20 protein-coding genes are annotated in these 22118 nt (G+C 60.8%); 5 read left to right on the top strand and 15 right to left on the bottom strand.

The annotated features are described in order from the left end of the window. A complete protein-coding gene (locus tag MK745_RS05995) occupies nt 1-1086 on the bottom strand; it encodes an ABC transporter ATP-binding protein (RefSeq protein ID WP_243612372.1) in 1086 nt (361 codons plus the stop codon). Nucleotides 1087-1183: 97 nt separating this feature from the next. Continuing rightward, the gene (locus MK745_RS05990) at nt 1184-1963 is read right to left on the bottom strand and encodes an SDR family oxidoreductase (protein ID WP_243612371.1); all 780 of its coding nucleotides are present in this window, start codon (nt 1961-1963) and stop codon (nt 1184-1186) included. A gap of 142 nt (nt 1964-2105) precedes the next feature. Here MK745_RS05990 and MK745_RS05985 point away from each other — a divergent pair, with 142 nt between their 5' ends. The 5 genes from MK745_RS05985 (at nt 2106) to MK745_RS05965 (ending at nt 8262) form a co-directional block, all read left to right on the top strand. After that, on the top strand, nt 2106-3131 hold the full coding sequence (locus MK745_RS05985) for a Hint domain-containing protein (RefSeq protein WP_243612370.1): 1026 nt from the start codon (nt 2106-2108) through the stop codon (nt 3129-3131). Nucleotides 3132-3283: 152 nt separating this feature from the next. Beyond that, nucleotides 3284-4891: a peptide chain release factor 3 gene (locus MK745_RS05980; protein ID WP_243612369.1), complete on the top strand. Its 1608-nt coding sequence runs from the start codon at nt 3284-3286 to the stop codon at nt 4889-4891. 31 nt (nt 4892-4922) lie between these two features. Then, nucleotides 4923-5699, top strand: a complete 777-nt coding sequence (locus tag MK745_RS05975) for a hypothetical protein (RefSeq protein WP_243612368.1) — start codon at nt 4923-4925, stop codon at nt 5697-5699. Beyond that, the gene (locus MK745_RS05970; protein ID WP_243612367.1) at nt 5699-6664 is read left to right on the top strand and encodes a glycosyltransferase family 2 protein; all 966 of its coding nucleotides are present in this window, start codon (nt 5699-5701) and stop codon (nt 6662-6664) included. Before MK745_RS05975 ends, MK745_RS05970 begins: the two co-directional genes overlap by 1 nt. Before the next feature lie 170 nt (nt 6665-6834). Next, nucleotides 6835-8262, top strand: coding sequence for a DEAD/DEAH box helicase (locus tag MK745_RS05965; RefSeq protein ID WP_243612366.1), 1428 nt, complete (start codon nt 6835-6837; stop codon nt 8260-8262). Nucleotides 8263-8336: 74 nt separating this feature from the next. On the opposite strand, the gene MK745_RS05960 is transcribed toward MK745_RS05965, so the two are convergent. The 13 genes from MK745_RS05960 to nuoG all read right to left on the bottom strand — a co-directional run bounded on the left by MK745_RS05960 (nt 8337) and on the right by nuoG (nt 22118). Continuing rightward, on the bottom strand, nt 8337-10004 hold the full coding sequence (locus MK745_RS05960) for a ribonuclease J (protein WP_243612365.1): 1668 nt from the start codon (nt 10002-10004) through the stop codon (nt 8337-8339). Next, nucleotides 10001-10777: a type III pantothenate kinase gene (locus tag MK745_RS05955; protein WP_243612364.1), complete on the bottom strand. Its 777-nt coding sequence runs from the start codon at nt 10775-10777 to the stop codon at nt 10001-10003. The genes MK745_RS05960 and MK745_RS05955 overlap by 4 nt, the downstream gene beginning before the upstream one ends. Nucleotides 10778-10788: 11 nt before the next feature. Further along, nucleotides 10789-11541 (bottom strand): biotin--[acetyl-CoA-carboxylase] ligase, encoded by a 753-nt coding sequence (locus MK745_RS05950; protein ID WP_243612363.1) that lies wholly within the window; start codon nt 11539-11541, stop codon nt 10789-10791. A 68-nt stretch (nt 11542-11609) separates the two neighbouring features. Continuing rightward, nucleotides 11610-13049 carry an NADH-quinone oxidoreductase subunit NuoN gene (nuoN, locus tag MK745_RS05945; RefSeq protein ID WP_243612362.1) on the bottom strand — a complete coding sequence of 480 codons (1440 nt, stop codon included), beginning with the start codon at nt 13047-13049 and terminating at the stop codon, nt 11610-11612. A gap of 14 nt (nt 13050-13063) precedes the next feature. Next, complete coding sequence (locus tag MK745_RS05940) at nt 13064-14611, bottom strand: NADH-quinone oxidoreductase subunit M (protein ID WP_243612361.1); 1548 nt, start codon at nt 14609-14611, stop codon at nt 13064-13066. Next, the gene (nuoL, locus tag MK745_RS05935; RefSeq protein WP_243612360.1) at nt 14611-16713 is read right to left on the bottom strand and encodes an NADH-quinone oxidoreductase subunit L; all 2103 of its coding nucleotides are present in this window, start codon (nt 16711-16713) and stop codon (nt 14611-14613) included. Before nuoL ends, MK745_RS05940 begins: the two co-directional genes overlap by 1 nt. Before the next feature lie 6 nt (nt 16714-16719). Further along, nucleotides 16720-17025, bottom strand: coding sequence for an NADH-quinone oxidoreductase subunit NuoK (nuoK, locus tag MK745_RS05930; protein ID WP_243612359.1), 306 nt, complete (start codon nt 17023-17025; stop codon nt 16720-16722). A 100-nt stretch (nt 17026-17125) separates the two neighbouring features. Then, nucleotides 17126-17734, bottom strand: coding sequence for an NADH-quinone oxidoreductase subunit J (locus MK745_RS05925; protein ID WP_243612358.1), 609 nt, complete (start codon nt 17732-17734; stop codon nt 17126-17128). Continuing rightward, nucleotides 17731-18138, bottom strand: a complete 408-nt coding sequence (locus tag MK745_RS05920) for a carboxymuconolactone decarboxylase family protein (RefSeq protein WP_243612357.1) — start codon at nt 18136-18138, stop codon at nt 17731-17733. The genes MK745_RS05925 and MK745_RS05920 overlap by 4 nt, the downstream gene beginning before the upstream one ends. Further along, nucleotides 18135-18629, bottom strand: a complete 495-nt coding sequence (gene nuoI / locus MK745_RS05915) for an NADH-quinone oxidoreductase subunit NuoI (RefSeq protein WP_243612356.1) — start codon at nt 18627-18629, stop codon at nt 18135-18137. The genes MK745_RS05920 and nuoI overlap by 4 nt, the downstream gene beginning before the upstream one ends. A gap of 4 nt (nt 18630-18633) precedes the next feature. Further along, the gene (gene nuoH / locus MK745_RS05910) at nt 18634-19674 is read right to left on the bottom strand and encodes an NADH-quinone oxidoreductase subunit NuoH (RefSeq protein WP_243612355.1); all 1041 of its coding nucleotides are present in this window, start codon (nt 19672-19674) and stop codon (nt 18634-18636) included. 6 nt (nt 19675-19680) lie between these two features. Further along, nucleotides 19681-20100, bottom strand: coding sequence for a hypothetical protein (locus MK745_RS05905; RefSeq protein WP_243612354.1), 420 nt, complete (start codon nt 20098-20100; stop codon nt 19681-19683). A gap of 5 nt (nt 20101-20105) precedes the next feature. Continuing rightward, nucleotides 20106-22118: an NADH-quinone oxidoreductase subunit NuoG gene (gene nuoG / locus MK745_RS05900; RefSeq protein ID WP_243612353.1), complete on the bottom strand. Its 2013-nt coding sequence runs from the start codon at nt 22116-22118 to the stop codon at nt 20106-20108.

The following is a 22118-nucleotide window of genomic DNA, read 5'->3' as shown; positions in this document are numbered from 1 at the left end:
CTAGACTTCGGCGCGGAACACGAAACAGCGATCTCGCCGCAGCATGAGCCAAAGCGGCGTGCCGGGTTTGGGAAGAAACACATTCGGCACCGTCGCCTTGAGGACCGATCCGTCGTGCTCCATGCGAAACTCGACAAGGCTCTCCGTCCCCATGAACCGCGCCCGCTCTACAACACCCCGCGCCGCAACCCCGTCTCCCGGAGTCGGCAGCGGCCCCTTGCCGCCTCGGTCGAAATCAAGCTTGAGATGCTGAGGCCGGATCACGACCTCCACATCCTCGCCATCCCTGAACCCAGGTGTCAGGAACTGACCAAAGGGCGTCTCCGTGAGCGCGCCTTTGCTTTTGCTCCGTATCACGTTGATATCACTAAAGAACGCGACCGCCGCCTTATCAACCGGCGCGTTATAGATATTGTAGGGCGCGCCTTGCTGCACGATCTTGCCGTCCCGCATAAGCGCGATCTCATCGGCCATGCGCAACGCCTCTTCCGGCTCATGCGTCACCAAAAGAACCGCCGTGTCCTCATCCTTGAGGATCGCCAGCGTTTCATCACGGATGCCATCCCGCAGCCGGTTGTCCAGCCCCGAGAACGGCTCGTCCATGAGCATGATCCGCGGCCTCGGCGCCAAAGCGCGCGCCAGCGCGACCCGCTGCTGCTCGCCGCCCGAAAGGCTATGCGGATACTCGTCAATGGTCCACTCAAGGCCCACCTTCGCCAAAAGCGCCTCGACCCGCGCCCGCTTTTCCGCCTTGCTGCCCTTAAGGCCAAAGGCGACGTTATCGGCGACCGTCAAATGCGGGAAAAGTGCGAAGTCCTGAAACATCAGGCCGATCTGCCGCCGCTCGGGTGGCACCCGGAACACCGTGTCACAGATCAGGTTGCCGTCGACATAAATCTCGCCGGAATCCTGCATATCGACGCCCGCGATGATGCGCAGCGTCGTCGACTTGCCGCAACCCGACGGCCCAAGAAGACACGTCACATGCCCCGGCTGAATCGTGAGCGACACGCCGTCCACGACGTTGCGATCCCCGAAACGGCGGCGCAGGTTGCGGATTTCAAGTCTGGGAGGGGGCTGCGTCACGTCCGTCTCTCATGGCGTCTGTGGTCCCGTCTGAGCGATTTGCTCGGGATTTCGTGACCCTTACCAGCCCCCTTTGCCTCTCGCAAGCCTGCCGCCCCTACATGGTCGAATTGACCGCACCCCCATCAAGCAGGACGTTCTGCCCGACGATAAAGCCCGCATGCTGCGAACACAGGAAGGCGCAGGTCGCGCCGAATTCCTGCGAGGTGCCATAACGCCCGGCCGGGATCGTCTTACAGCGGTTGGCTTTGGCCTCTTCAATGCTGATCCCCTGCTGGTTGGCAACGCCCGTGTCGAGCGAGATCGCGCGATCCGTGGCGTGGATGCCGGGCTGCAGGTTGTTGATCGTGACACCGCTCCCCGCCACCTGGCGCGCAGTGCCCGCAACATAGCCGGTCAGCCCCGCACGCGCCGAATTCGACAGACCCAAAACCGCGATCGGTGCTTTCACCGACTGCGAGGTGATGTTGACCACCCGGCCCCAACCTTTTTCCATCATCCCCGGCAATAGCGCCTTCATGAGAGCAATGGGGGCAAGCATGTTGGCATCAAGCGCCTTGATGAAATCGTCGCGATCCCAATCGCTCCACATGCCCGGAGGCGGTCCGCCTGCATTGGTCACGAGGATATCCACACCCTCTGCCGCTTTGAGCACCTGCGCCTGCCCCTCAGGCGTCGTGACATCCGCCGCGACGGTTTCAATCGCCACGCCAAACCGCGCGCGCAGATCCGCCGCTGCCGCCTCGAGCGCCTCTGCGCCGCGTGCGTTCATCACGAGGTCGACCCCCGCTTCGGCCAACGCTTCGGCACAGCCAAAGCCGAGGCCCTTGGAGGATGCGCAAACCAGCGCCCTTTTGCCTTTGATTCCAAGATCCATGTCATGTCTCCCCTGTTCGTTCCGCCTCAAGTAACGCGATATTTATGGCGACTGCCAGCAAATTGCCGATAGCATGGCCACAAAGCGCCATATTCCAAAGTCACAACTTGAACACCCCGGCGCAATCGGAGAGAACCCCAAGATGTCATCGCCCCGCCCGAAATCCGCGCTCCCTGCGCAGCAGTTGCCCGTCTATCTGGCGGACGATTTCTGTGTCATCAACGGCGCGAACCTGGGCGACCCTGTGTCCTTCGCGGACGAGCTTGTGCCCGATGACATCTACGAACTGGCGACCGATGCCGATATCCATCGCCTTTCTTTTACCATTGCCGAAGACGATACCTATCGCGTCGCCGAAGAAAGCGCCTGCGGCACACCGGGCGCGCCGCTCTATGCCGATTGCGTCCTGACAATGATGCCGCCGACCGGCGAAACCGTCGAAATCGTGGTGCTCGTCGAGGTCGACGCCGATGGCCACGTGTCACAAGTCTTTGCCGCCCCCCTCGCCCCGCTTTCGGGCAAGACGCCCTATACGCTCGTGGGCATGGATCGCACTGCTGCACGCCTGCGCATGGCCCAACTCGCCTGTGTGAGCTTCACCCGTGGCACCCGTATCACCATGGCCACCGGCGAACAGAAACCCGTTGAGGACATTCAACCGGGAGACCGCGTCCTGACCCGAGATGACGGCCCGCAAGAGGTGCGATGGATCGGCACCCTGACCATGCGTGCACACGGCGAGTTTGCCCCGATCGTCATCACCGAAGGCACGCTCAACAACGCCGCCGACCTCAAAGTCAGCCCCGACCACCGTCTCTTCATCTATCAGCGCCACGATCATATCGGCGCCGGCCGCTCGGAACTGCTCGTCCGGGCGCGCCACCTTGTGAACGGCGAAACCGTCTTCGTTCAGGAAGGCGGTTTCGTCGACTATTTCCAAATCCTTTTCGACAGCCACCAGATCATCTTTGCCGAAGGCATCAGCGCCGAAACCATGCAGGCCGATCAGCGGACCCGCCCCGTTCTGCCGAGCGAGATCGAGAAGCGCCTCAAGGCCCTCTCCAATAGCGCCCCCGGAAGCGCCACCGCCCGTGCCTTCGAGCTGCAGGAAAAGCTCCTCAAGCGCCCTGACGCTGTCGACCTCTTGCGCCGCGCCTCGTCCAAGTAAACCTGTTCGCAGTCCACCTTTCGGTAATCTTTCGGTAACCGTCCTGAACCCACGCCCTGCGAAACCCGCACCGACGCAATACCGACGTTATACCGACGCGATACAGAACCCTTGTATTGCGCCGCCGCCTCGCCCCTTCTATATGCGAACGCATGCTTGACGTTTCGACCAATCGCCCCGCCCTTCCGCCGGAAATCGGCCGCCGCCGCACCTTTGCGATCATCTCGCACCCGGATGCGGGCAAGACGACTCTGACCGAGAAGTTCCTCCTCTACGGGGGTGCCATCCAAATGGCCGGTCAGGTGCGCGCCAAGGGCGAAGCACGGCGCACCCGCTCGGACTTCATGCAGATGGAAAAGGACCGTGGCATCTCTGTGTCGGCCTCGGCCATGTCCTTTGATTTTCACAAGTTCCGCTTCAATCTTGTCGACACGCCCGGCCACTCGGATTTCTCCGAAGACACCTACCGCACCCTGACCGCCGTGGACGCCGCCGTGATGGTGATCGACGGGGCCAAGGGCGTCGAGAGCCAGACCCAAAAGCTCTTTGAAGTGTGCCGCCTGCGCGACCTGCCGATCCTGACCTTCTGTAACAAGATGGACCGCGAAAGCCGGGATACCTTTGACATTATTGACGAAATTCAAGAGAACCTCGCCATCGACGTGACCCCGGCCTCTTGGCCCATCGGGGTCGGCCGTGACTTCATGGGGTGCTATGACATCCTGAATGACCGTCTTGAACTGATGGATCGGGCCGACCGCAATGTCGTGGCAGAAAGTGTTTCCATTCAAGGGCTTGATGATCCGAAACTCGCCGAACACATCCCCGCCCACCTTCTCGAACAGCTCCGCGAAGAAGTCGAGATGGCGCGCGAACTGCTGCCCACGCTCGACCCGCAGGCCGTGCTCGAAGGGCACATGACCCCGATCTGGTTCGGCTCTGCGATCAACTCCTTTGGGGTGCAGGAACTGATGGACGGGATTGCCAAATACGGTCCCGAACCGCAGCCCCAAGCCGCAGAACCGCGCCAGATTTCGCCTGAGGAAACCAAGGTCGCAGGCTTTGTTTTCAAGGTTCAGGCCAACATGGACCCGAAGCACCGCGACCGCGTGGCTTTCGTCCGCCTCGCCTCCGGCCATTTCAAGCGCGGCATGAAACTGACCCATGTCCGCTCCAAGAAACCGATGGCGATTTCAAACCCGGTTCTCTTCCTCGCCTCCGACCGTGAGCTTGCCGAAGAGGCTTGGGCGGGTGACATCATCGGCATCCCCAACCACGGCCAGTTGCGTATCGGCGACACGCTGACCGAGGGCGAGATGATCCGCGCCACCGGCATCCCCTCCTTTGCCCCGGAACTGCTTCAGGGCATCCGCGCAGGCGATCCGATGAAGGCCAAGCACCTTGAAAAGGCGCTGATGCAATTCGCCGAGGAAGGCGCGGCCAAGGTGTTCAAACCCAACATCGGTTCGGGCTTTATCGTCGGCGTCGTCGGCGCGCTTCAGTTCGAGGTTCTGGCAAGCCGCATCGAGATGGAATACGGCCTGCCCGTGCGCTTTGAACAGTCGCAATTCACCTCCGCCCGCTGGGTCTCTGGAAGCCGCGAGGCTGTCGACAAATTCGTTAACGCCAACAAGCAACATATCTCCTACGACCACGATGGCGACGTCGTCTACCTGACCCGCCTGCAATGGGACATCGACCGCGTAGACCGCGACTACCCAGACATCAAACTGACCGCGACCAAGGAAATGATGGTCTAGGTCATTGGGGAATTGCGCGGGGCTTTGCCCCATGCAATCATACGCCATGAGCAGTGAAAACATGACCTATTCCGGTGGACTGGACGCCCTACTTGGGCGCTACAACTCCCGCCGTGAACCGTTTGATTTCACTGGAGAAGATTTCCCGCCCAAGGACATAGATCTGGTGGCGCTCGCGGCCACGAAAGTGACCGAAGACGCCACCCACAAGCCCAAGGGCGCCGCCGACCCGCGTTCGGCCTGGAACAACAAACGTCGCGCCATTGCGGGCGAGTTCATTGGCCGCTCCGAACTCGCTTATCTCAACGCGTTGCTGATCTCGACCCTGCGCAAATCCTCCGCCCCCGATGGCGCTGCCGCGCTGTTCTTGCGGCTTTGGGCGGACCACCACGCCCACCTGATCGACGAACTCGACATCCGCTGGAAGGTTTCTTCCATCATGACCTTCGCCGATCACGGCGCGACCGACGTGCAGCGTCAGGTCGGTCAGGCGCTGCGGATGCTCTTCGGGATGATGAAGCTCTATGAATTCGAGCGCCTCTATAGCGGGTTTGACCCGCAAACGCCCTTCGGATTTAGCCGCAAGAAACGGGTCGCCCTACCGCTCAACATGGATCAATACTCCTTGCGCGCAGGCGGGCTCGACTCCAACCTTCTCGCTCCGGTGTGGGAACTGGCCATGACCGATCCTGGCATCGCACCTTTGGCCAATCACCTTATGGAAGAACTCAACCGCGATCCCGGCACGATCTTCCGCCGCCTCCGCCGTATGCGCGAGGTCTATACCCGTCTCAAGGAGGATCGCTGATGCGCTGGGGTATTGTTGCGACGATCAAGGCGTCCGCCCGCGAGGTGCTTGATTTTGTTGCCTACCATCTGGACCTCGGTGCGGATCATATCTTCATCTGCCTAGATGCCCCGACACCGCGCGCGCGCGTCGTGCTCGACGCACACCCCAAGGTGACCGTGCGCTTCACCAATGACGCCTATTGGCAAGAGATCAACAACGGGCGCAGACCCAAAAAGCACCAGGGTCGGCAAGTGTCCAACGCGACCCACGCTTACAAGCTCGCGGGGGAAATGGGGCTCGACTGGCTTGGCCATATCGACGTTGACGAATTCATCTGCCCGACAGGAGATTTTGGCGCAGCTCTCGCGGCAATGCCCGCAAATGTGAACGTTGCCCGCATCGCTCCGGCCGAGGCGATGGCGTCCGAAGGCCTTCCCGACCTTGATCCGAACGCGGTCTATTGCAAAGCGTGGGAGCGCAACGTGGATCGCCGCGCCGCGCTCGAGGACGAGCTTTACCCGACCTTCGGCCACTACCTCCGCGGTGGTTTCGTGAGCCACATCCGCGGCAAGTGTTTCCTGCGCACTGGCCTTGGCCCGCTAAGTTTTAAGATCCACCGCGTGATGCGCGGCGAGGAAGAGGTCGGGCCGCGCCAGTTCATGGAAGATGTCGATCTCTGTCATCGTCACATCATGAGCTGGGAAAGCTGGCGCAAGAGCTTTGACTACCGCCACGACAAAGGGTCTTACCGGGCCGAGCTCAAGCCGACACGCCCACGCGAGGAAGGCGGACTTTCGGCACATGAGCTTTTTGCTGCCATCCTCGAGGAGAACGGTGAGCAGGCCCTGCGCACCTTCTTCGAGGATGTTTGCCTTGCCCGGCCCGAGCTTCTCGAGGGCCTGCGGGAACGCGGGCTTTTACGCGTGTTTCACCTTGATCTCGATGAAAAGCGCGAACGCCTCTTTCCCGACTGGCGCAAATAAGCGGCGTGAACTGGCCGAAAACCCTTTGTTTCCCGAGCTTTGATTGACCCGAAGGCGGCATTGAGCTACAACCCCGCTCGTGGGTCATATACGTGACAAACCGCGGGACCGCACGGGTCCGATCCGCATTTTCGCTACGGGCCGCAAGTGTCCGTAAACCACGGATACGCATGACAAAATTCTCTGATCTCAACCTCAACACCAAGGTTCTCAAAGCGATCGACGAGGCCGGCTACGAGTCGCCGACCCCGATCCAGGCAGGGGCGATTCCCCCCGCGCTGGAAGGCCGGGACGTTCTCGGCATCGCACAAACGGGCACCGGCAAGACGGCGAGTTTCACATTGCCGATGCTGTCGCTTCTCGCCCGAGGCCGCGCCCGCGCTCGGATGCCGCGAAGCCTCGTGCTCTGCCCGACACGGGAACTCGCGGCTCAGGTGGCTGAGAACTTCGACACCTATTCCAAGCATCTCAAACTGACCAAGGCGCTGCTGATCGGCGGCGTGTCGTTCAAAGAGCAAGACGCCCTGATCGACCGTGGCGTTGACGTGCTGATCGCAACGCCGGGCCGCCTGCTTGACCATTTCGAGCGCGGCAAGCTCCTGCTCACCGGCGTACAGATCATGGTCGTGGACGAAGCCGACCGGATGCTCGACATGGGCTTTATCCCGGATATCGAGCGCATCTTCTCGCTCACGCCCTTTACCCGCCAGACGCTTTTCTTCTCGGCCACCATGGCGCCCGAGATCGAGCGCATCACCAACACTTTCCTCTCCGCCCCCGCGCGGATCGAGGTCGCCCGCCAGGCCACCGCCTCCGAAACGATCGAACAAGGCGTCGTGATGTTCAAAGCCTCGCGCCGTGACCGCGAAGCCAGCGAGAAACGCCGCGTCCTGCGCGAGCTGATTGCCAAGGAAGGCGACGCCTGCACCAACGCGATCATCTTCTGCAACCGCAAGACGGATGTGGATATCTGCGCGAAATCGCTCAAGAAATACGGCCTCGATGCCGCGCCCATCCACGGCGACCTCGACCAGAGCCAGCGCACGCGGACCCTCGAGTCTTTCCGCAATGGTGAACTGCGCTTCCTCGTGGCCTCTGATGTCGCCGCACGCGGCCTTGACGTTCCGTCGGTGAGCCACGTGTTCAACTTCGACGTTCCGGGCCATGCCGAGGACTATGTGCACCGTATCGGCCGCACCGGCCGCGCTGGCCGCGAAGGCAAGGCCTTTACCATCTGCATCCCGCGCGACGAAAAGGCCTTTGCCGCCGTGGAAGCCCTGATCCAGAAGGAAATCCCGCGCGTCGAGGTCGAAATCAAGTCGACCCGCAAGCGCAAATCCGACGATCAGCCCAAGGCAGAAGAAAAAACCGAGGCGCCCAAGACCGAAGCCAAGGCGACCGACGCGAAACCCGAGGAAACCCCCAAGAGCGAGAAATCCTCCTCCAAGAGCCGCAGCCGCTCGCGCGGTGGTCGCTCCTCGGATCGCAATGATCGCAACAACAACGACCGCGGCGGCAAGGACAACAAGGTCGTCGGCATGGGCGACCATATGCCGAGCTTCATCGCACTAAGCTTTGACGAGCGCCGCGCGAGCTAAGCGGCCACACCAAGATGAAGAAAGGGCCGGAGAGCATCTGCTCCCCGGCCCTTTTTCTGTCCGATGTCCGTGCCTTAGCTCAGACGGCTTACAATCACCGTGACTTCCGGCTTGCGGCCGATCTCGTCATTGCAAGTGTTGCGCGCGATCCGGCGCAGCTCTTCCTCGAGCTTGTCGTCATTGGCCAACGTCTTGTCCGCCGCGCGCCCAAGGAACTGCGTCAGGTCTTCCTCGAGCACGTCGAGAAGCGGCGCAAAGCTGCGGCCTTGCTCCGGCAGGCCCTTGATCTCGCACCAGGCTTCGCCGAGCGGCTCATCGTCTTCATCGAGGATCACGTTCACCACAAGATGCCCGTTGAGCGCCATGCGGATACGATCCCGCACCACACCGTCCAGCGCGCCGATCTTCACCGCACCATCAAGATAGGTGCGTCCGGTCTCGACAAACCCCGCAACTTTCGGCGCATTGCCCGAAAGGTCCACCATCGTGCCATTTACGGCGACGATGCTCTGCCGTCCGCGTGCCTCGGAAATCTTGGCGTGCTGGCGCAGGTGGCGGTGTTCGCCATGGTTCGGAATGACCATCTGCGGATTGACGATATCCTGAAGCGCCTCGAGATCGGGGCGGTTGGCGTGGCCCGAGACGTGATAGCGCCCCTCATGATCGTCGACGACCTCAACACCCATTTCCGAGAACTGGTTCATGATGCGGATCACACCGCGCTCATTGCCCGGAATGGTCTTTGAGGAGAAGAGGAACATGTCGCCCTCTTTGAGAGTCATGCCGTTATACTTGCCACGGGCCAACTGGGCCGACGCCGCGCGTCGCTCGCCCTGCGAGCCAGTCACGAGAAGCATCAGGTCCTGACGCGGGATCGCGCGGGCGTCTTCGATGCTGACGACCTTGGGAAAGCTGTCGAGCACGCCGGTTTCCACCGCCGTCTCGATCATCCGACGCATCGCACGTCCCATGAGACAGATCGACCGCCCTGCCCGTTCGCCCGCTTCCGCCAGCGTTTTGACCCGCGCCACGTTAGAGGCAAACGTCGTCGCGACGACCATATGCGGCGCCTCGCTCACAAGCGCCTCGATCTCGCGCCCGACGCTCGCCTCGGAGCGTCCCGGATGAAGCGAGAAGACATTGGTCGAGTCACAGACCAGCGCCTTGACGCCGTCCTTGCTCACCTCTTTCCAAAGATCCTTGTCGAAGGGCTCGCCCACAACAGGCGTCTCGTCGAGCTTGAAGTCGCCCGAATGAATAACCCGGCCCGCCGGGCTGTCGATGACGAGCGCGGCGCTTTCGGGGATCGAATGGCTCACCGGCAGGAAACCGACGTTGAACGGACCCGCCTTGGTCATGTCAGGCCACGCGTCCACGGTGATGACTTCCGCCTCCGGGGCGCCCCGGTCCTTCATCTTGTGCCGGGCAAGCGCCGCGGTGAACACCCGCGCATAGACCGGCACGCCAAGGTCTTCCCAGAAATGGCCGACCGCGCCGACATGGTCCTCGTGGCCATGGGTGATGAACACCGCTTCAAGGCGGTCCTTGTTCTCAACAAGCCATGTCATGTCCGGGAAGATCAGGTCGACACCGGGGCTCGTCTCCATATCCGAGAAGGTCACGCCCAGATCGACTAGGATAAGGCGCTCTTCGCCCTCCTTGCCATAGCCATAGACATAGGCATTCATGCCGATTTCACCCGCTCCACCGAGCGGGAGGTAGATTAATTTTTCGCTGCTCAAGCTGCGTTTTCCTTATTGTATTTGTGAATCACGGTCAGGCCGTGCATCGTCAGGTCGTCTTCGAAACAATCGAAAAGTTCGACCGATTGCTGGAACAGAGGCGCCAGCCCGCCCGTCGCGATAATTTGCATCGACCGATCGCGCTCGGCCTTAATTCTCTCACAGATCTCGCGCACGAGACCCACATAGCCCCAGAACACCCCCGACTGGATACAGGCGACGGTGTTGGTGCCGACAACATTCTGCGGCTTGGCAATATCCACATGCGGCAACGCGGCCGCAGAATTGTGGAGCGCCTCGAGGCTGAGGTTCACCCCCGGCGCGATGACCCCGCCGACATAGGCGCCGTCCTTGGCGACCACATCAAAGGTCGTCGCTGTGCCGAAATCAACAACGATGATATCGCCACCATGGCGGTCAAACGCGCCCGCTGCATTTACGAGACGGTCCGGACCAACCTGTGTGCCGATATCGACACGCGGCTGGGTCGGCAAGAGGCATTCCGGCTTGCCAACCACAATCGGACGGCACCCAAAGAAGCGATCCGCGAACACCCGAAGGTTAAAGACAACGCGCGGCACGGTCGAGGAGATGATGACGTCGGTGATGTCGGCGTCAATTCCATAGTGTTTGACGAGCGTCGAATACCACGTGAAATAAGCGTCCGCCGTCCGCGCATGATGTGTCGATGTCCGGAGCGTGCAGAGAAATTTCTCCCCGTCCCAGATCGAGAAAACCGTATTGGTGTTGCCGCAATCAATGGCCAGGAGCATGATCTGCCTCCTTAGAAAAACACCTCCGCCGCCGGAATGGCCACGGACCCTTTCGCCGTCTTCAACACCAGATTACCGGCGCTGTCCACCGTTTCAAAAACGCCAACCGTCTCGTCACGTGACGTTCGGGCCGTGATCGTCTCGCCAATACGCGCCGCCCGCGCAAGCCACGCGGTCCGGATCGGCTCGAACCCGTAGGTCCGGAACTGCGTCTCATACCGCGCATAGGCAGGGGCCAAGAGGTCGAGAAACTCTTCTGGTGTGACCTCTGCACCGGTCTCTGACAAGAGGCTCTTGGGCGCGACCGCCCCCGGCTCAACCTCTCCCGCGCTCGGCGCGTGGCGTAGATTGACGCCGATCCCGATGGCGATATGGCTCACTGCGCCGCCTGCAAAGCCTGCGCTTTCAAGCAGGATTCCGGCGACCTTGCCACCATTCAAGAGCACGTCGTTCGGCCATTTGAGCGCAAAGGGCGTGGCCTGTCCCGTGGCCGCCACGAAGGCATCGAACAAGGCGAGCGAGGCCACGAAAGACCGAAGCGCAATCCGGTCCGGTGTCTCAGCCGGCTGCATCACGAGGGTTGCGGCGAAGTTCCCGCTTGGATCGGTCCAGGGACGTCCTCGCCGGCCCCGGCCCTTGGTCTGGCGCAGCCCCAGTATCCATTCCGGGCGCACAAGCTCAGGCGCGATACGAGCCGCCTCGGCATTGGTGCTATCGACCTCTGCGAGAACCCGCTTGCCATACCCTTCGGGCCAGCCTGCCATGCCCTATCCTTCCCTCACAAACAGCAACGCGCCCCAAAAGGGCGCGCCGCAAACCGATTGTCCTGCGTTTAACGCAGCAGGGCCTCTGCCGCGATCAGCGCCGGGGTCTCAATACCGAAGAGGTTCACGACACCGACCAGCATGATCGCCGCCGAGCCCATCAACATGACCCAGAGCACCGGAGACTTGCCCTTGTCGAGCGCCTCACCCTCTTCTCCGAAGTACATGTAGTAGACGATGCGCAGGTAGTAGAAAGCGCCGATCACCGACGCGATCACGCCAAGCACCGCGAGCCAGATCAGCCCGGCCTCATAGGCTGCGCGGAGCACATATAGCTTGCCAAAGAAGCCCACGAGCGGCGGCACACCAGCCAGCGAGAACATCAGGATCAGCACGGCAAGCGCCTTGCCCGGCTCACGCTTGGCATACATGTTGAGCGCTGTGATATCCGTGACCGGCTGGCCGTCCTTCTCCATCGTGAGGATAAAGGCAAAGCTGCCGACGCTCATCGTGACATAGATCGCCATGTAGATCAGAAGCGCCTGCACGCCAAAGGCCGTCCCGGCGGCCAGTCCCATAAGCGCATACCCCATATGCGCGATCGACGAATAGGCCATAAGGCGTTTGATATTGGTCTGTCCAATCGCGGCCACCGCGCCAAGGAACATCGACAGCACCGACAGGAGCGCGATGATCTGCTGCCAGTCGCTGACCACACCGCCGAACGCATCATGCAGGACACGGGCAAAAAGACCCATCGCCGCCATTTTCGGAGCCGTGGCAAAGAAAGCCGTGACCGGGGTCGGCGAGCCTTCATACACATCCGGCGTCCACATGTGGAACGGCACGGCCGACACCTTGAAGGCAAGCCCAGACGCCACCAGCGTCAGACCAATCAGAAGGCCGATCGGCGCATGGCCCTCGCCTGCGGCGGCGATGATACCGCTAAAGAGCGTTGTGCCCGCGAACCCGTAGACCAGCGAAGACCCGAACAGGAGAAGGCCAGAAGACAGCGCACCAAGGACGAAATACTTGAGGCCCGCTTCGGTCGATTTGACACTGTCGCGGCGGATCGAAGCCACCACGTAGAGCGCAAGCGATTGCAGCTCGAGTCCCATGTAGAGCGCCATCAAGTCCCCCGCGGAGACCATCACCATCATCCCTACCACGGAAAGCGTGACGAGGATCGGGTATTCAAAGCGGAGCATACCGCGCCGGCTCATGTAGTCCTGCCCCATGACAAGCACCGCCGCCGCCGACAGCAGCATCGTGATCTTGGCAAAACGGGCAAAAGGATCATCGTTGAACATACCGCCGAACGCGGTCCGAGTGCCTTCACCATTGATGCCGATCCACACCGCCACAAGCACGAGCACCACCGCCGTCACCCATGTGAGCATCGGGGCAAGCTTGTCCTTGCTGGTATAGACCGCGCCAATCAGCGCCAGCATCGCAAACAGTGCCAGAACGATTTCCGGCACGATAATGTTGAGATCAGCCTGGATCATTTCTCAAGCTCTCCTTAATGCGACGCCATCTGGTGCGCCCCGTCCGCGGCGCTGCCCAGTGCGGCATGGTAGTTGGAAATCAGGGCTTCAACCGAAGGCCCGATGATATCGGTGATCAGTGCCGGATAGACACCAAGGATCAGCGTCATCGCCACGAGCGGCGCAAAGATCCATCTCTCGCGCGCGCTCATATCCGAAATCGTGCGCAGGCTCTCCTTGATGAGATCGCCAAACACGACCCGGCGATAGAGCCAAAGCGCATAAGCCGCCGAGAAGATCACGCCCGAGGTCGCCACAAGCGCGACCCAGGTGTTGACCTGGAAGATGCCCATGAGGGTCAGGAATTCACCAATGAACCCCGAGGTGCCCGGCAGGCCAACGTTCGCCATGGTGAAGAACATGAAGATCAACGCATAGGCCGGCATCCGCGTCACAAGCCCGCCATAGGCGTCGATATCGCGGGTGTGCATCCGGTCATAGATCACGCCCACACAGAGGAAGAGCGCGCCCGAGATGAACCCGTGGCTCAGCATCTGGAAGATCGCCCCGTCGATCCCCTGTTGGTTGGCAGCGAAAATACCCATCGTGACATAGCCCATATGCGCGACCGAGGAATACGCGATGAGCTTTTTCATATCCTCCTGCACCAGCGCGACCAGCGAGGTATAGACAATGGCGATCGCCGACATCCAAAGCACGAGGTCGGTCATAACCTCCGCCCCCACAGGGAACATCGGCAAACTGAAGCGCAGGAAGCCATAGCCGCCCATTTTTAGCAGGATCGCTGCAAGCACGACCGAACCCGCCGTCGGCGCCTGCACGTGCGCGTCTGGAAGCCAGGTATGCACTGGCCACATCGGCATCTTGACCGCAAAGCTCGCAAAGAAGGCGAGGAACAGGAGCGTCTGCATCCCGCCAAGCACATGTATGCCAAGGACCGAGAAGCTCTCGGAGGCGAATTCATGGCTCATGAGCGTCGGGATATCCGTCGTGCCCGCATCGGTGAACATCGCCACCATCGCAACCAGCATCAGCACCGAGCCGAGGAAGGTATAGAGGAAGAACTTAAAGCTCGCATAGATGCGGTTCGCCCCGCCCCAGATGCCGATGATGAGGAACATCGGAATGAGGCCCGCCTCGAAGAAGAGGTAGAAGAGCACAAGGTCCAGCGCCATGAACACGCCAAGCATGAGCGTCTCCAGCAGGAGGAAGGCGATCATGTATTCCTTGACCCGCGTCTCGACCTGCCAGGAGGCGGCGATGACGAGCGGCATCATGAAGGTGGTGAGCATCACGAACAGAACAGAGATCCCATCGACCCCCATCTTGTATTTCATGCCCAAAAGCCATTCGCGCTCCTCGACGAACTGGAACCCGGTGTTGGAGGGGTCGAATTCGACAAGGATAAAGAGCGAGACGAGGAAGGTGATGACCGTGGCCACCATCGCAACCCATTTCGCATTGCGCTGCGCTGCGGCCTCCTCCCCACGCAGGAAGATGGCCAGAATGGCCGCCGCCAGCGCCGGGATGAAGGTAACGAGAGAGAGCAGGCTGTCGTTCATTAGTGCGCTCCTCCGCTGAGCGTCATCCAGGTGATAAGCACGACGATGCCGATCACCATGGCAAATGCGTAAGTGAAGATGTAGCCGGATTGGGCGCGACCTGCGAGGCGGGTAAAGAAGGGGATGATCCCCATCGCCACGCCGTTGATCGACCCGTCAATGACATTGCCGTCGCCACGCTTCCAGAGAAAGCGGCCAAGGGCCTGTGCCGGACGGACGAAGATCGCGTCGTAGATCTCGTCAAAATACCACTTGTTGAGCAGGAAAAGGTAGAGCGGGCGCTGCACCTCTGCGAGCCGCTTGGGCAACGCCGGGTTCAGGATATAGAACCACACAGCCGTCAGGAAACCGATCACCATGGCAACGAACGGGCTCACCTTGACCCATTTCGGGGCGTGGTGGGCCTCGTCGATGACGTGATTGTCCGGTGCCATGAAGATCGCACCCTGCGGTGCCATACCATGACCTTCGGCCATTGCGTGATCGTCACCGTGATCGTCCGCCTTTGCATGACCATCGTCGCCATGACTTGCATCCTCCCCGTGGCCCGCATCGGCCTCGGCCGCGTGGTGTGCCTCGATGCCGAAGAAGGCGTTGACCTTGTGGTGGTCGCCAAAGAACACCCCGTACCAGATCATCCCCGAGAACACCGCGCCAAGCGCCAGAACGCCAAGCGGCACGAGCATCACAGTCGGGCTTTCATGGGCGTGGTCGTGGGTATGCTTGTTGCCCCGCGCCTCGCCATAGAAGGTGAGGAAGATCAGGCGCCAGCTATAGAACGCCGTGAACAGCGCCGCGATGACCAGCATCCAGAAGGCATACCCGCCGCCCGTTCCGGCCCATGCGCTCTCGATGATCGCATCCTTGGACAGGAACCCGGCAAAGCCGATGGTCGTCATCGGAATACCCACCCCGGTAATGGCCAGCGTGCCGATCATCATCGCCCAGAAAGTATAGGGGATTTTCTTCCGCAGCGCGCCATAGTTGCGCATGTCCTGCTCGTGATGCATCGCATGAATGACCGAGCCAGCGCCAAGGAAGAGCATCGCTTTGAAGAACGCATGCGTCAGCAGATGGAACATCGCCGCCGAGTAGACGCCAACGCCCGCCGCCACGAACATATAGCCAAGCTGCGACATGGTCGAATAGGCGATCACGCGCTTGATGTCGTTCTGCACGAGGCCGATCGTTGCCGCGACAAAGGCTGTGCTCGCGCCGAGGAAGGTCACAAAGGCCATCGCCTCGGGCGCATATTCCATAAGGGGCGACATGCGGCAGACGAGGAAGACGCCCGCCGTCACCATGGTCGCCGCGTGGATCAGCGCCGACACCGGTGTCGGGCCTTCCATCGCGTCCGGAAGCCATGTGTGCAGGAAGAGCTGTGCCGACTTGCCCATCGCGCCGACGAACAGCAGGAAGGCCAGAAGGTTCGCCGCGTTCCACTCGGTCCACAGGAAATGCAACTGCGTCTCGGCCAGCGCGGGCGCGGCTGCGAACACGTCGTCGAACTTGATCGAGTCCGTCAGGTAGAACAGCCCGAAAATCCCAAGCGCAAAGCCGAAATCGCCGACCCGGTTGACCACGAAGGCCTTGATCGCCGCCGCGTTGGCGCTCGGTTTCTTGTAGTAGAACCCGATGAGCAGGTAGGACGCGACCCCCACGCCTTCCCAACCAAAAAACATCTGCACCAGGTTGTCGGCAGTCACCAGCGCCAGCATGGCAAAGGTGAAGAAGCTGAGGTAAGCAAAGAAGCGCGCCTTGTAGGCCTCGCCCTCTTTCCAATTCTCATCATGCGCCATGTAGCCAAAGCTATAGAGGTGGACCAGCGCCGACACCGTGGTCACCACAATGAGCATGATCGAGGTCAGCCGGTCGAGGCGGATCGACCACGAGGTATCGAGCGTGCCCGACTGGATGAAGTCGAGGATATGGATATGTTGGGTTTCCGGCCCATGGGTCAGGAACACGACCCAGGAAAGCACGCAAGACAGGAACAGAAGCCCCGTCGTCACATATTGCGCGCCCTTTTCGCCGATCAACCGCCAGCCAAAGCCGCCAATGAGGCTGCCGACAAGCGGGGCGAAGAGAATGATCTTTTCCATCTGCCCTTAGCCTTTCATCACGTTGACGTCTTCGACCGCGATCGTGCCACGGTTGCGGTTGAAGGCGACGAGGATCGCGAGGCCAATCGCCGCTTCTGCCGCCGCAACGGTCAGCACGAAGAGCGTAAAGACCTGCCCGACGAGATCGCCAAGGAAGCTCGAGAAAGCCACGAGGTTGATATTGACCGAAAGCAGCATGAGTTCGATCGACATCAAAAGGATGATGACGTTCTTCCTGTTCAGGAAGAGGCCGAAGATGCCGATGACAAAAAGCGTCGCCGCCACTGTCAGGTAATGTTCAAGCCCAATCATTTTGGTCCCTCGTTCTCTTTTTTTGTTCGCCGGGTTCTGGCCCCGGCCCAGACCGCAGTTGCGACTGCGATCCCGATTGCCAACCAGCTTGCAAAGCCCATCAAAGCCCCTGCCCCGGTTTCACGTCCTTGAGTTCCATCGCCTTCGCCGGATCGCGCCACATCTGTTCGAGCACGTTCTGACGCTTGATGTCTTTGCGATGGCGCAGCGTGAGCACGATGGCCCCGATCATCGCCACAAGCAGGATCAGACCGGCAAGCTGGAACAGAAGGAAATATTTGTCATAGATGAGGTGCCCAAGCGCGGCCGTGTTCTCGACCCCGTCCGGCGTCACGGCGGCACGTTGTGCCTCGGCAACGTCCGACGCTTGCCAGACGCCCACCGCCATGCCGAGCTGCATCAGGAGGATCACCCCGATCAAGAGCGCGACCGGCAGATATTGCGCCATGCCCGCTTTCAACTCCGCAAAATCCACGTCGAGCATCATCACCACGAACAGGAACAGCACCGCGACCGCGCCGACGTAGACGATGATGAGAAGCATCGCGACGAATTCCGCCCCAAGCAGGACGAAAAGCCCCGCCGAGGACAGGAACGCCAGGATGAGCCAGAGCACGGAATGCACCGGGTTACGGCTGATGACGGTGAAAAGCCCGCCTGCGATCACGCAGAGCGCGAAAAGATAAAAGGCCAGTGCTGCGATACTCATGTGTCACTTTCCTCGTTTGCGTCCAGCACTTCCTGGACGAGTTCCATCGCCTTGGTCATGGCGGGAATGCCGGCGAACATCGACATCTGGCCGATGGTCTCGACGATTTCTTGTTTCGTGGCGCCCGCCTCGAGAAGGTGGCGCACAGTCATGCGGATTTGGCTCTCGGCCTGCGCGCCAAGCACGGTCAGCGCGCCGAGCGTCAGGAGAAGCCGGGTCTTGGCATCAAGCCCGTCTTTGTTGAGCGTCTTGCCAAAGAACATCTCCATCACGTCCTTGGGCATGGTCGGCCACAGGGATTCAAACCCCTTCGGGGTAAACGACTCCATCGCAGGATTGAGGGTCTTCGCCATCTCCTGATACTGCGCGATCATCGCTTCAAAGGGGTTCGTCTTGTCGTTCATCGGTACGGCGCGTCCAGTTCGATATTGCGGGCGATCTCGGCTTCCCAACGTTCGCCGTTCTCCAGAAGCTTCGCCTTGTCATAGAAAAGCTCTTCGCGGGTCTCGGTGGCGAATTCGAAATTCGGCCCCTCTACAATCGCATCCACCGGGCAGGCCTCTTGGCAGAAGCCGCAATAGATGCACTTGGTCATGTCGATGTCATAGCGCGTGGTGCGGCGGCTGCCGTCTTCGCGCGGTTCTGCATCAATCGTGATCGCCTGCGCCGGACAGATCGCCTCGCAGAGTTTGCAGGCAATGCAGCGCTCTTCCCCATTGGGATAGCGGCGCAGTGCGTGCTCGCCGCGGAAACGCGGGCTGAGCGGGCCCTTTTCATGCGGATAGTTGAGCGTCGCCTTGGGCTTGAAGAAATACTTCAGACCAAGCTTGAAGCCCCCGATGAAGTCACTGAGCAGGAAGTAGCCTGCGGCGCGTCGATAATCGATATTCGCCATGGGTTTAGCCTCCAATCGCCCAGCGGGCATAGGCACCGCCGAACGCTTCGAATTTTGCAAGGAACGCCACGATCACAACCCAGACGAGCGACATGGGCAGGAACACTTTCCAGCCAATACGCATCAGTTGGTCATAGCGATAGCGCGGCGTGATCGCCTTCACCATCGAGAAGATGAAGAAGACAAAGAGCATCTTGGAGAACATCCAAAGGATGCCATCCGGCAGCCCCGGAATGGGCGAGAGCCAGCCACCAAGGAACAGAAGCGAGGTGAGCGCACACATCAGCACGATCGCCACATATTCGCCGATCATGAAGAGAAGGAACGGCGTCGAGGAATATTCCACCTGATAGCCCGCGACGAGTTCGGATTCCGCTTCCGGAAGGTCGAACGGCGGACGGTTCGTCTCCGCCATGGCCGAGATCAGAAACAGAAACAGCATCGGGAAATGCGGCAGCCAGTACCACGAGAAGATGCCGTAATCGCCCTTCTGCGCATTGACGATATCGCCAAAGTTCATCGACCCGGTCGAGATGATGACGCCGATGATGATGAGGCCGATGGAAACCTCGTAGGAAATCATCTGCGCGGCGGAACGCAGTGAGCCGAGGAACGGATATTTCGAGTTCGAGGCCCAACCGCCCATGATGACGCCGTAAACCTCAAGCGAGGAGACCGCGAACACATAGAGGATTGCCACGTTGATATCCGAAAGCACCCAGCCATCGTTGAACGGGATCACGGCCCATGCGATGAGCGCCATCACGAGGCTCACCAGCGGCGCCATGAGGAACACGACCTTGTCGGCCCCTGCCGGAAAGACGATCTCCTTGACCGCATATTTCACGAAGTCCGCAAAACTCTGCAAAAGGCCAAAGGTGCCGACAACGTTCGGCCCCCGGCGCATCTGCACCGCGGCCCAGATCTTGCGGTCGCCATAGAGCAAGAACGCGAGCGCCACGAGAAGCGGCACAACAATCAGCAGAACCTGCCCGACAATGAGCAGGAAGATACCGAGATTGGTGGTGGTAAAGAATTCAATCATGGGTCCTCACACCGTGGGTATGCCGTTTTCCGCGCAGTTCGCGACGGTGACTTCTGCGTCAATCGTCTTGAGCCCGCGTGGAAGCGCCGGGGAAATCGTGTAGACGGCGTCGCCCTGCCACGTCCCCTTGTTTTCATTGACCTGCGTGCGCACATGGCGCGCGAAACCGAAACCGCGGATCAGCGCATATTGCGCCGCCGCACACTCTGCATATGCCTGCACGTCGGCCTCGGTCGCGAGGCCTGCCATGCGGACACGGAAATTCACCAGATCGCCCTCGAGTAGCCGCGTCTCGACTCCGAGATACTCGGCCTCGGGCAGATCCGCACCCGAGCCACACGCCCCACCGGAACAAACCGGCTGGCACGCCGAAAGCCCCAGCGCGAGCGCGGGAACAATCGGGGATATGTGGGCGTTAAGCTGCATTTTCCTCACTCGGCCGCCATCTTGGCACTGTTGCGCGCGCGGGCATTGGCCGAAAGCTCGGCCATCAATTCGCTGGCCCGTGCAATCGGGTTGGTGAGGTAGAAATCCTTGACCGCGAGACCAAACGCCCCCTTGCCAAGTTCCTTGGCTTCAAGCGGCTCCCAGCCATTGTCGATCACCTGATCGATCTTGGCGAGATGCGGCACTTCGGCCACGAGCGCCTGACGCAGCTGCGCCAGCGTATCGAACGGCAGCGTCGCGCCAAGCTCCGCAGACAGCGCCCGCAGGATGGCCCAGTTCTCCTTGGCTTCGCCCGGTGCGAAACCTGCGCGCATGGCAAGCTGTGGCCGCCCCTCGGTATTGACGAATAGACCGTTTTCTTCCGTATAGGCCGCCGCCGGCAGGATCACGTCGGCACGATGCGCGCCGCGGTCGCCATGGCTGCCCTGGTAGATCACGAAAGGCCCATCGCCGACTTCGATCTCGTCCGCGCCGAGGTTAAAGACGACCTCCGCGCCTTCCATCGCCACGTCGAGACCGCCTTCGGTCACCGCGCCAAGGTCCATCGCCCCCACGCGGCTCGCCGCCGTATGCAGAACGAGCATCTTGCCACCAAGCTTTTCAGCCAGCGCCATCGCCTGACCAAGAACGGCCACGCCGTCGCCTTCGGTAATGGCGCCCTGACCAACAATGACAATCGCACCCTCGGTCGGTTTTGCCTCGCTGACCAGACGGTTCAGCGGCAAACGCCCCGGCCCGACAGAGGTATAGTCGTAGGTAAGGTCCATATCTTTCGGCCCGACCACCGTCACATTCGCGCCCTTGATCCACGCTTTGCGGATACGGGCGTTCAGAACCGGCGCTTCGTCGCTCGGGTTCGAGCCGATGAGGTAAACTCCCTTGGCGCTATCGATATCTTCGATTGCCGCGTTGCCGACATAGGCCGACCGATTGCCCGCAGGAAGCACTGCGCCGTTGGTGCGGCATTCAATCGTGCCGCCAAGCCCATCAACGATCTGCTTGAGTGCATAAACCGCTTCGACCGGGGCCAGATCGCCCACAAGTGCGGCAACCTTCTTGCCGCTCATCGCCTCTGCCGACTTGGCGAGCGCCTCGCCCCAGCTTGCCGGGCGCAGCTTGCCGTTTTCGCGCACATAAGGCCGATCAAGCCTCTGACGACGCAGCCCGTCCCAGACAAAGCGCGTCTTGTCGGAAATCCATTCTTCGTTCACGCCGTCATGGTTGCGCGGCAGGATACGCATGACTTCGCGCCCCTTGGTATCGACGCGGATGCTCGAACCAAGTGCGTCCATCACGTCGATGGTCTCGGTCTTGGTAAGCTCCCACGGACGCGCGGTAAACGCATAGGGCTTCGACGTGAGCGCGCCGACCGGGCACAGGTCGATGATGTTACCCTGAAGATTGCTGTCGAGCGTCTGGTTGAGGTAGCTGGTGATCTCCGCATCCTCCCCCCGGCCCGTCTGGCCCATCTGGGTGATCCCCGCGACTTCGGTCGTGAAACGCACACAACGGGTGCACGAGATACAGCGCGTCATCGTCGTCGCGACAAGCGGGCCAAGATCAAGATCATCGACCGCACGCTTGGCTTCGCGGAACCGCGTGTCCGAGATACCATAGGCCATGGCCTGATCCTGAAGATCGCATTCACCGCCTTGGTCGCAGATCGGGCAATCGAGCGGGTGATTGATGAGCATGAACTCCATCACCCCTTCGCGCGCCTTCTTGACCATCGGCGAGTTGGTCTTGACGACCGGCGGTTGGCCTTCCGGTCCGGGACGCAGATCACGCACCTGCATCGCACAGGACGCCGCCGGTTTCGGCGGTCCGCCGACGACTTCGACAAGGCACATACGGCAGTTGCCCGCGATGGACAGCCGCTCATGGTAACAGAAGCGCGGAATCTCGACCCCAGCCTGCTCGCAGGCCTGGATCAGGGTCATCGCGCCCTCAACCTCGACTTCCGTGTCGTCAATGATGATCTTGCGTAGGTCAGACAT

The organism is Shimia aestuarii (assembly GCF_022814865.1).
In the GTDB taxonomy this organism is placed as follows: domain Bacteria; phylum Pseudomonadota; class Alphaproteobacteria; order Rhodobacterales; family Rhodobacteraceae; genus Shimia; species Shimia aestuarii_A.
Note: the sequence above shows the minus strand (reverse complement) of the source record. Positions and strands in the feature narration are given on the sequence as shown.

Coding starts and splice junctions, on each gene's coding strand:
- nuoG (WP_243612353.1), bottom strand. CDS start 22,118: ATGTCTGACCTACGCAAGATCATCATTGACGACACGGAAGTCGAGGTT.
- MK745_RS05950 (WP_243612363.1), bottom strand. CDS start 11,541: ATGGCAGGCTGGCCCGAAGGGTATGGCAAGCGGGTTCTCGCAGAGGTC.
- nuoI (WP_243612356.1), bottom strand. CDS start 18,629: ATGGCGAATATCGATTATCGACGCGCCGCAGGCTACTTCCTGCTCAGT.
- MK745_RS05905 (WP_243612354.1), bottom strand. CDS start 20,100: ATGCAGCTTAACGCCCACATATCCCCGATTGTTCCCGCGCTCGCGCTG.
- MK745_RS05955 (WP_243612364.1), bottom strand. CDS start 10,777: ATGCTCCTGGCCATTGATTGCGGCAACACCAATACGGTTTTCTCGATC.
- MK745_RS05980 (WP_243612369.1), top strand. CDS start 3,284: ATGCTTGACGTTTCGACCAATCGCCCCGCCCTTCCGCCGGAAATCGGC.
- nuoL (WP_243612360.1), bottom strand. CDS start 16,713: ATGGAAAAGATCATTCTCTTCGCCCCGCTTGTCGGCAGCCTCATTGGC.
- MK745_RS05940 (WP_243612361.1), bottom strand. CDS start 14,611: ATGAACGACAGCCTGCTCTCTCTCGTTACCTTCATCCCGGCGCTGGCG.
- MK745_RS05920 (WP_243612357.1), bottom strand. CDS start 18,138: ATGAACGACAAGACGAACCCCTTTGAAGCGATGATCGCGCAGTATCAG.
- nuoK (WP_243612359.1), bottom strand. CDS start 17,025: ATGATTGGGCTTGAACATTACCTGACAGTGGCGGCGACGCTTTTTGTC.
- MK745_RS05985 (WP_243612370.1), top strand. CDS start 2,106: ATGTCATCGCCCCGCCCGAAATCCGCGCTCCCTGCGCAGCAGTTGCCC.
- MK745_RS05925 (WP_243612358.1), bottom strand. CDS start 17,734: ATGAGTATCGCAGCACTGGCCTTTTATCTTTTCGCGCTCTGCGTGATC.
- MK745_RS05975 (WP_243612368.1), top strand. CDS start 4,923: ATGCAATCATACGCCATGAGCAGTGAAAACATGACCTATTCCGGTGGA.
- MK745_RS05970 (WP_243612367.1), top strand. CDS start 5,699: ATGCGCTGGGGTATTGTTGCGACGATCAAGGCGTCCGCCCGCGAGGTG.
- nuoH (WP_243612355.1), bottom strand. CDS start 19,674: ATGATTGAATTCTTTACCACCACCAATCTCGGTATCTTCCTGCTCATT.
- nuoN (WP_243612362.1), bottom strand. CDS start 13,049: ATGATCCAGGCTGATCTCAACATTATCGTGCCGGAAATCGTTCTGGCA.
- MK745_RS05965 (WP_243612366.1), top strand. CDS start 6,835: ATGACAAAATTCTCTGATCTCAACCTCAACACCAAGGTTCTCAAAGCG.
- MK745_RS05990 (WP_243612371.1), bottom strand. CDS start 1,963: ATGGATCTTGGAATCAAAGGCAAAAGGGCGCTGGTTTGCGCATCCTCC.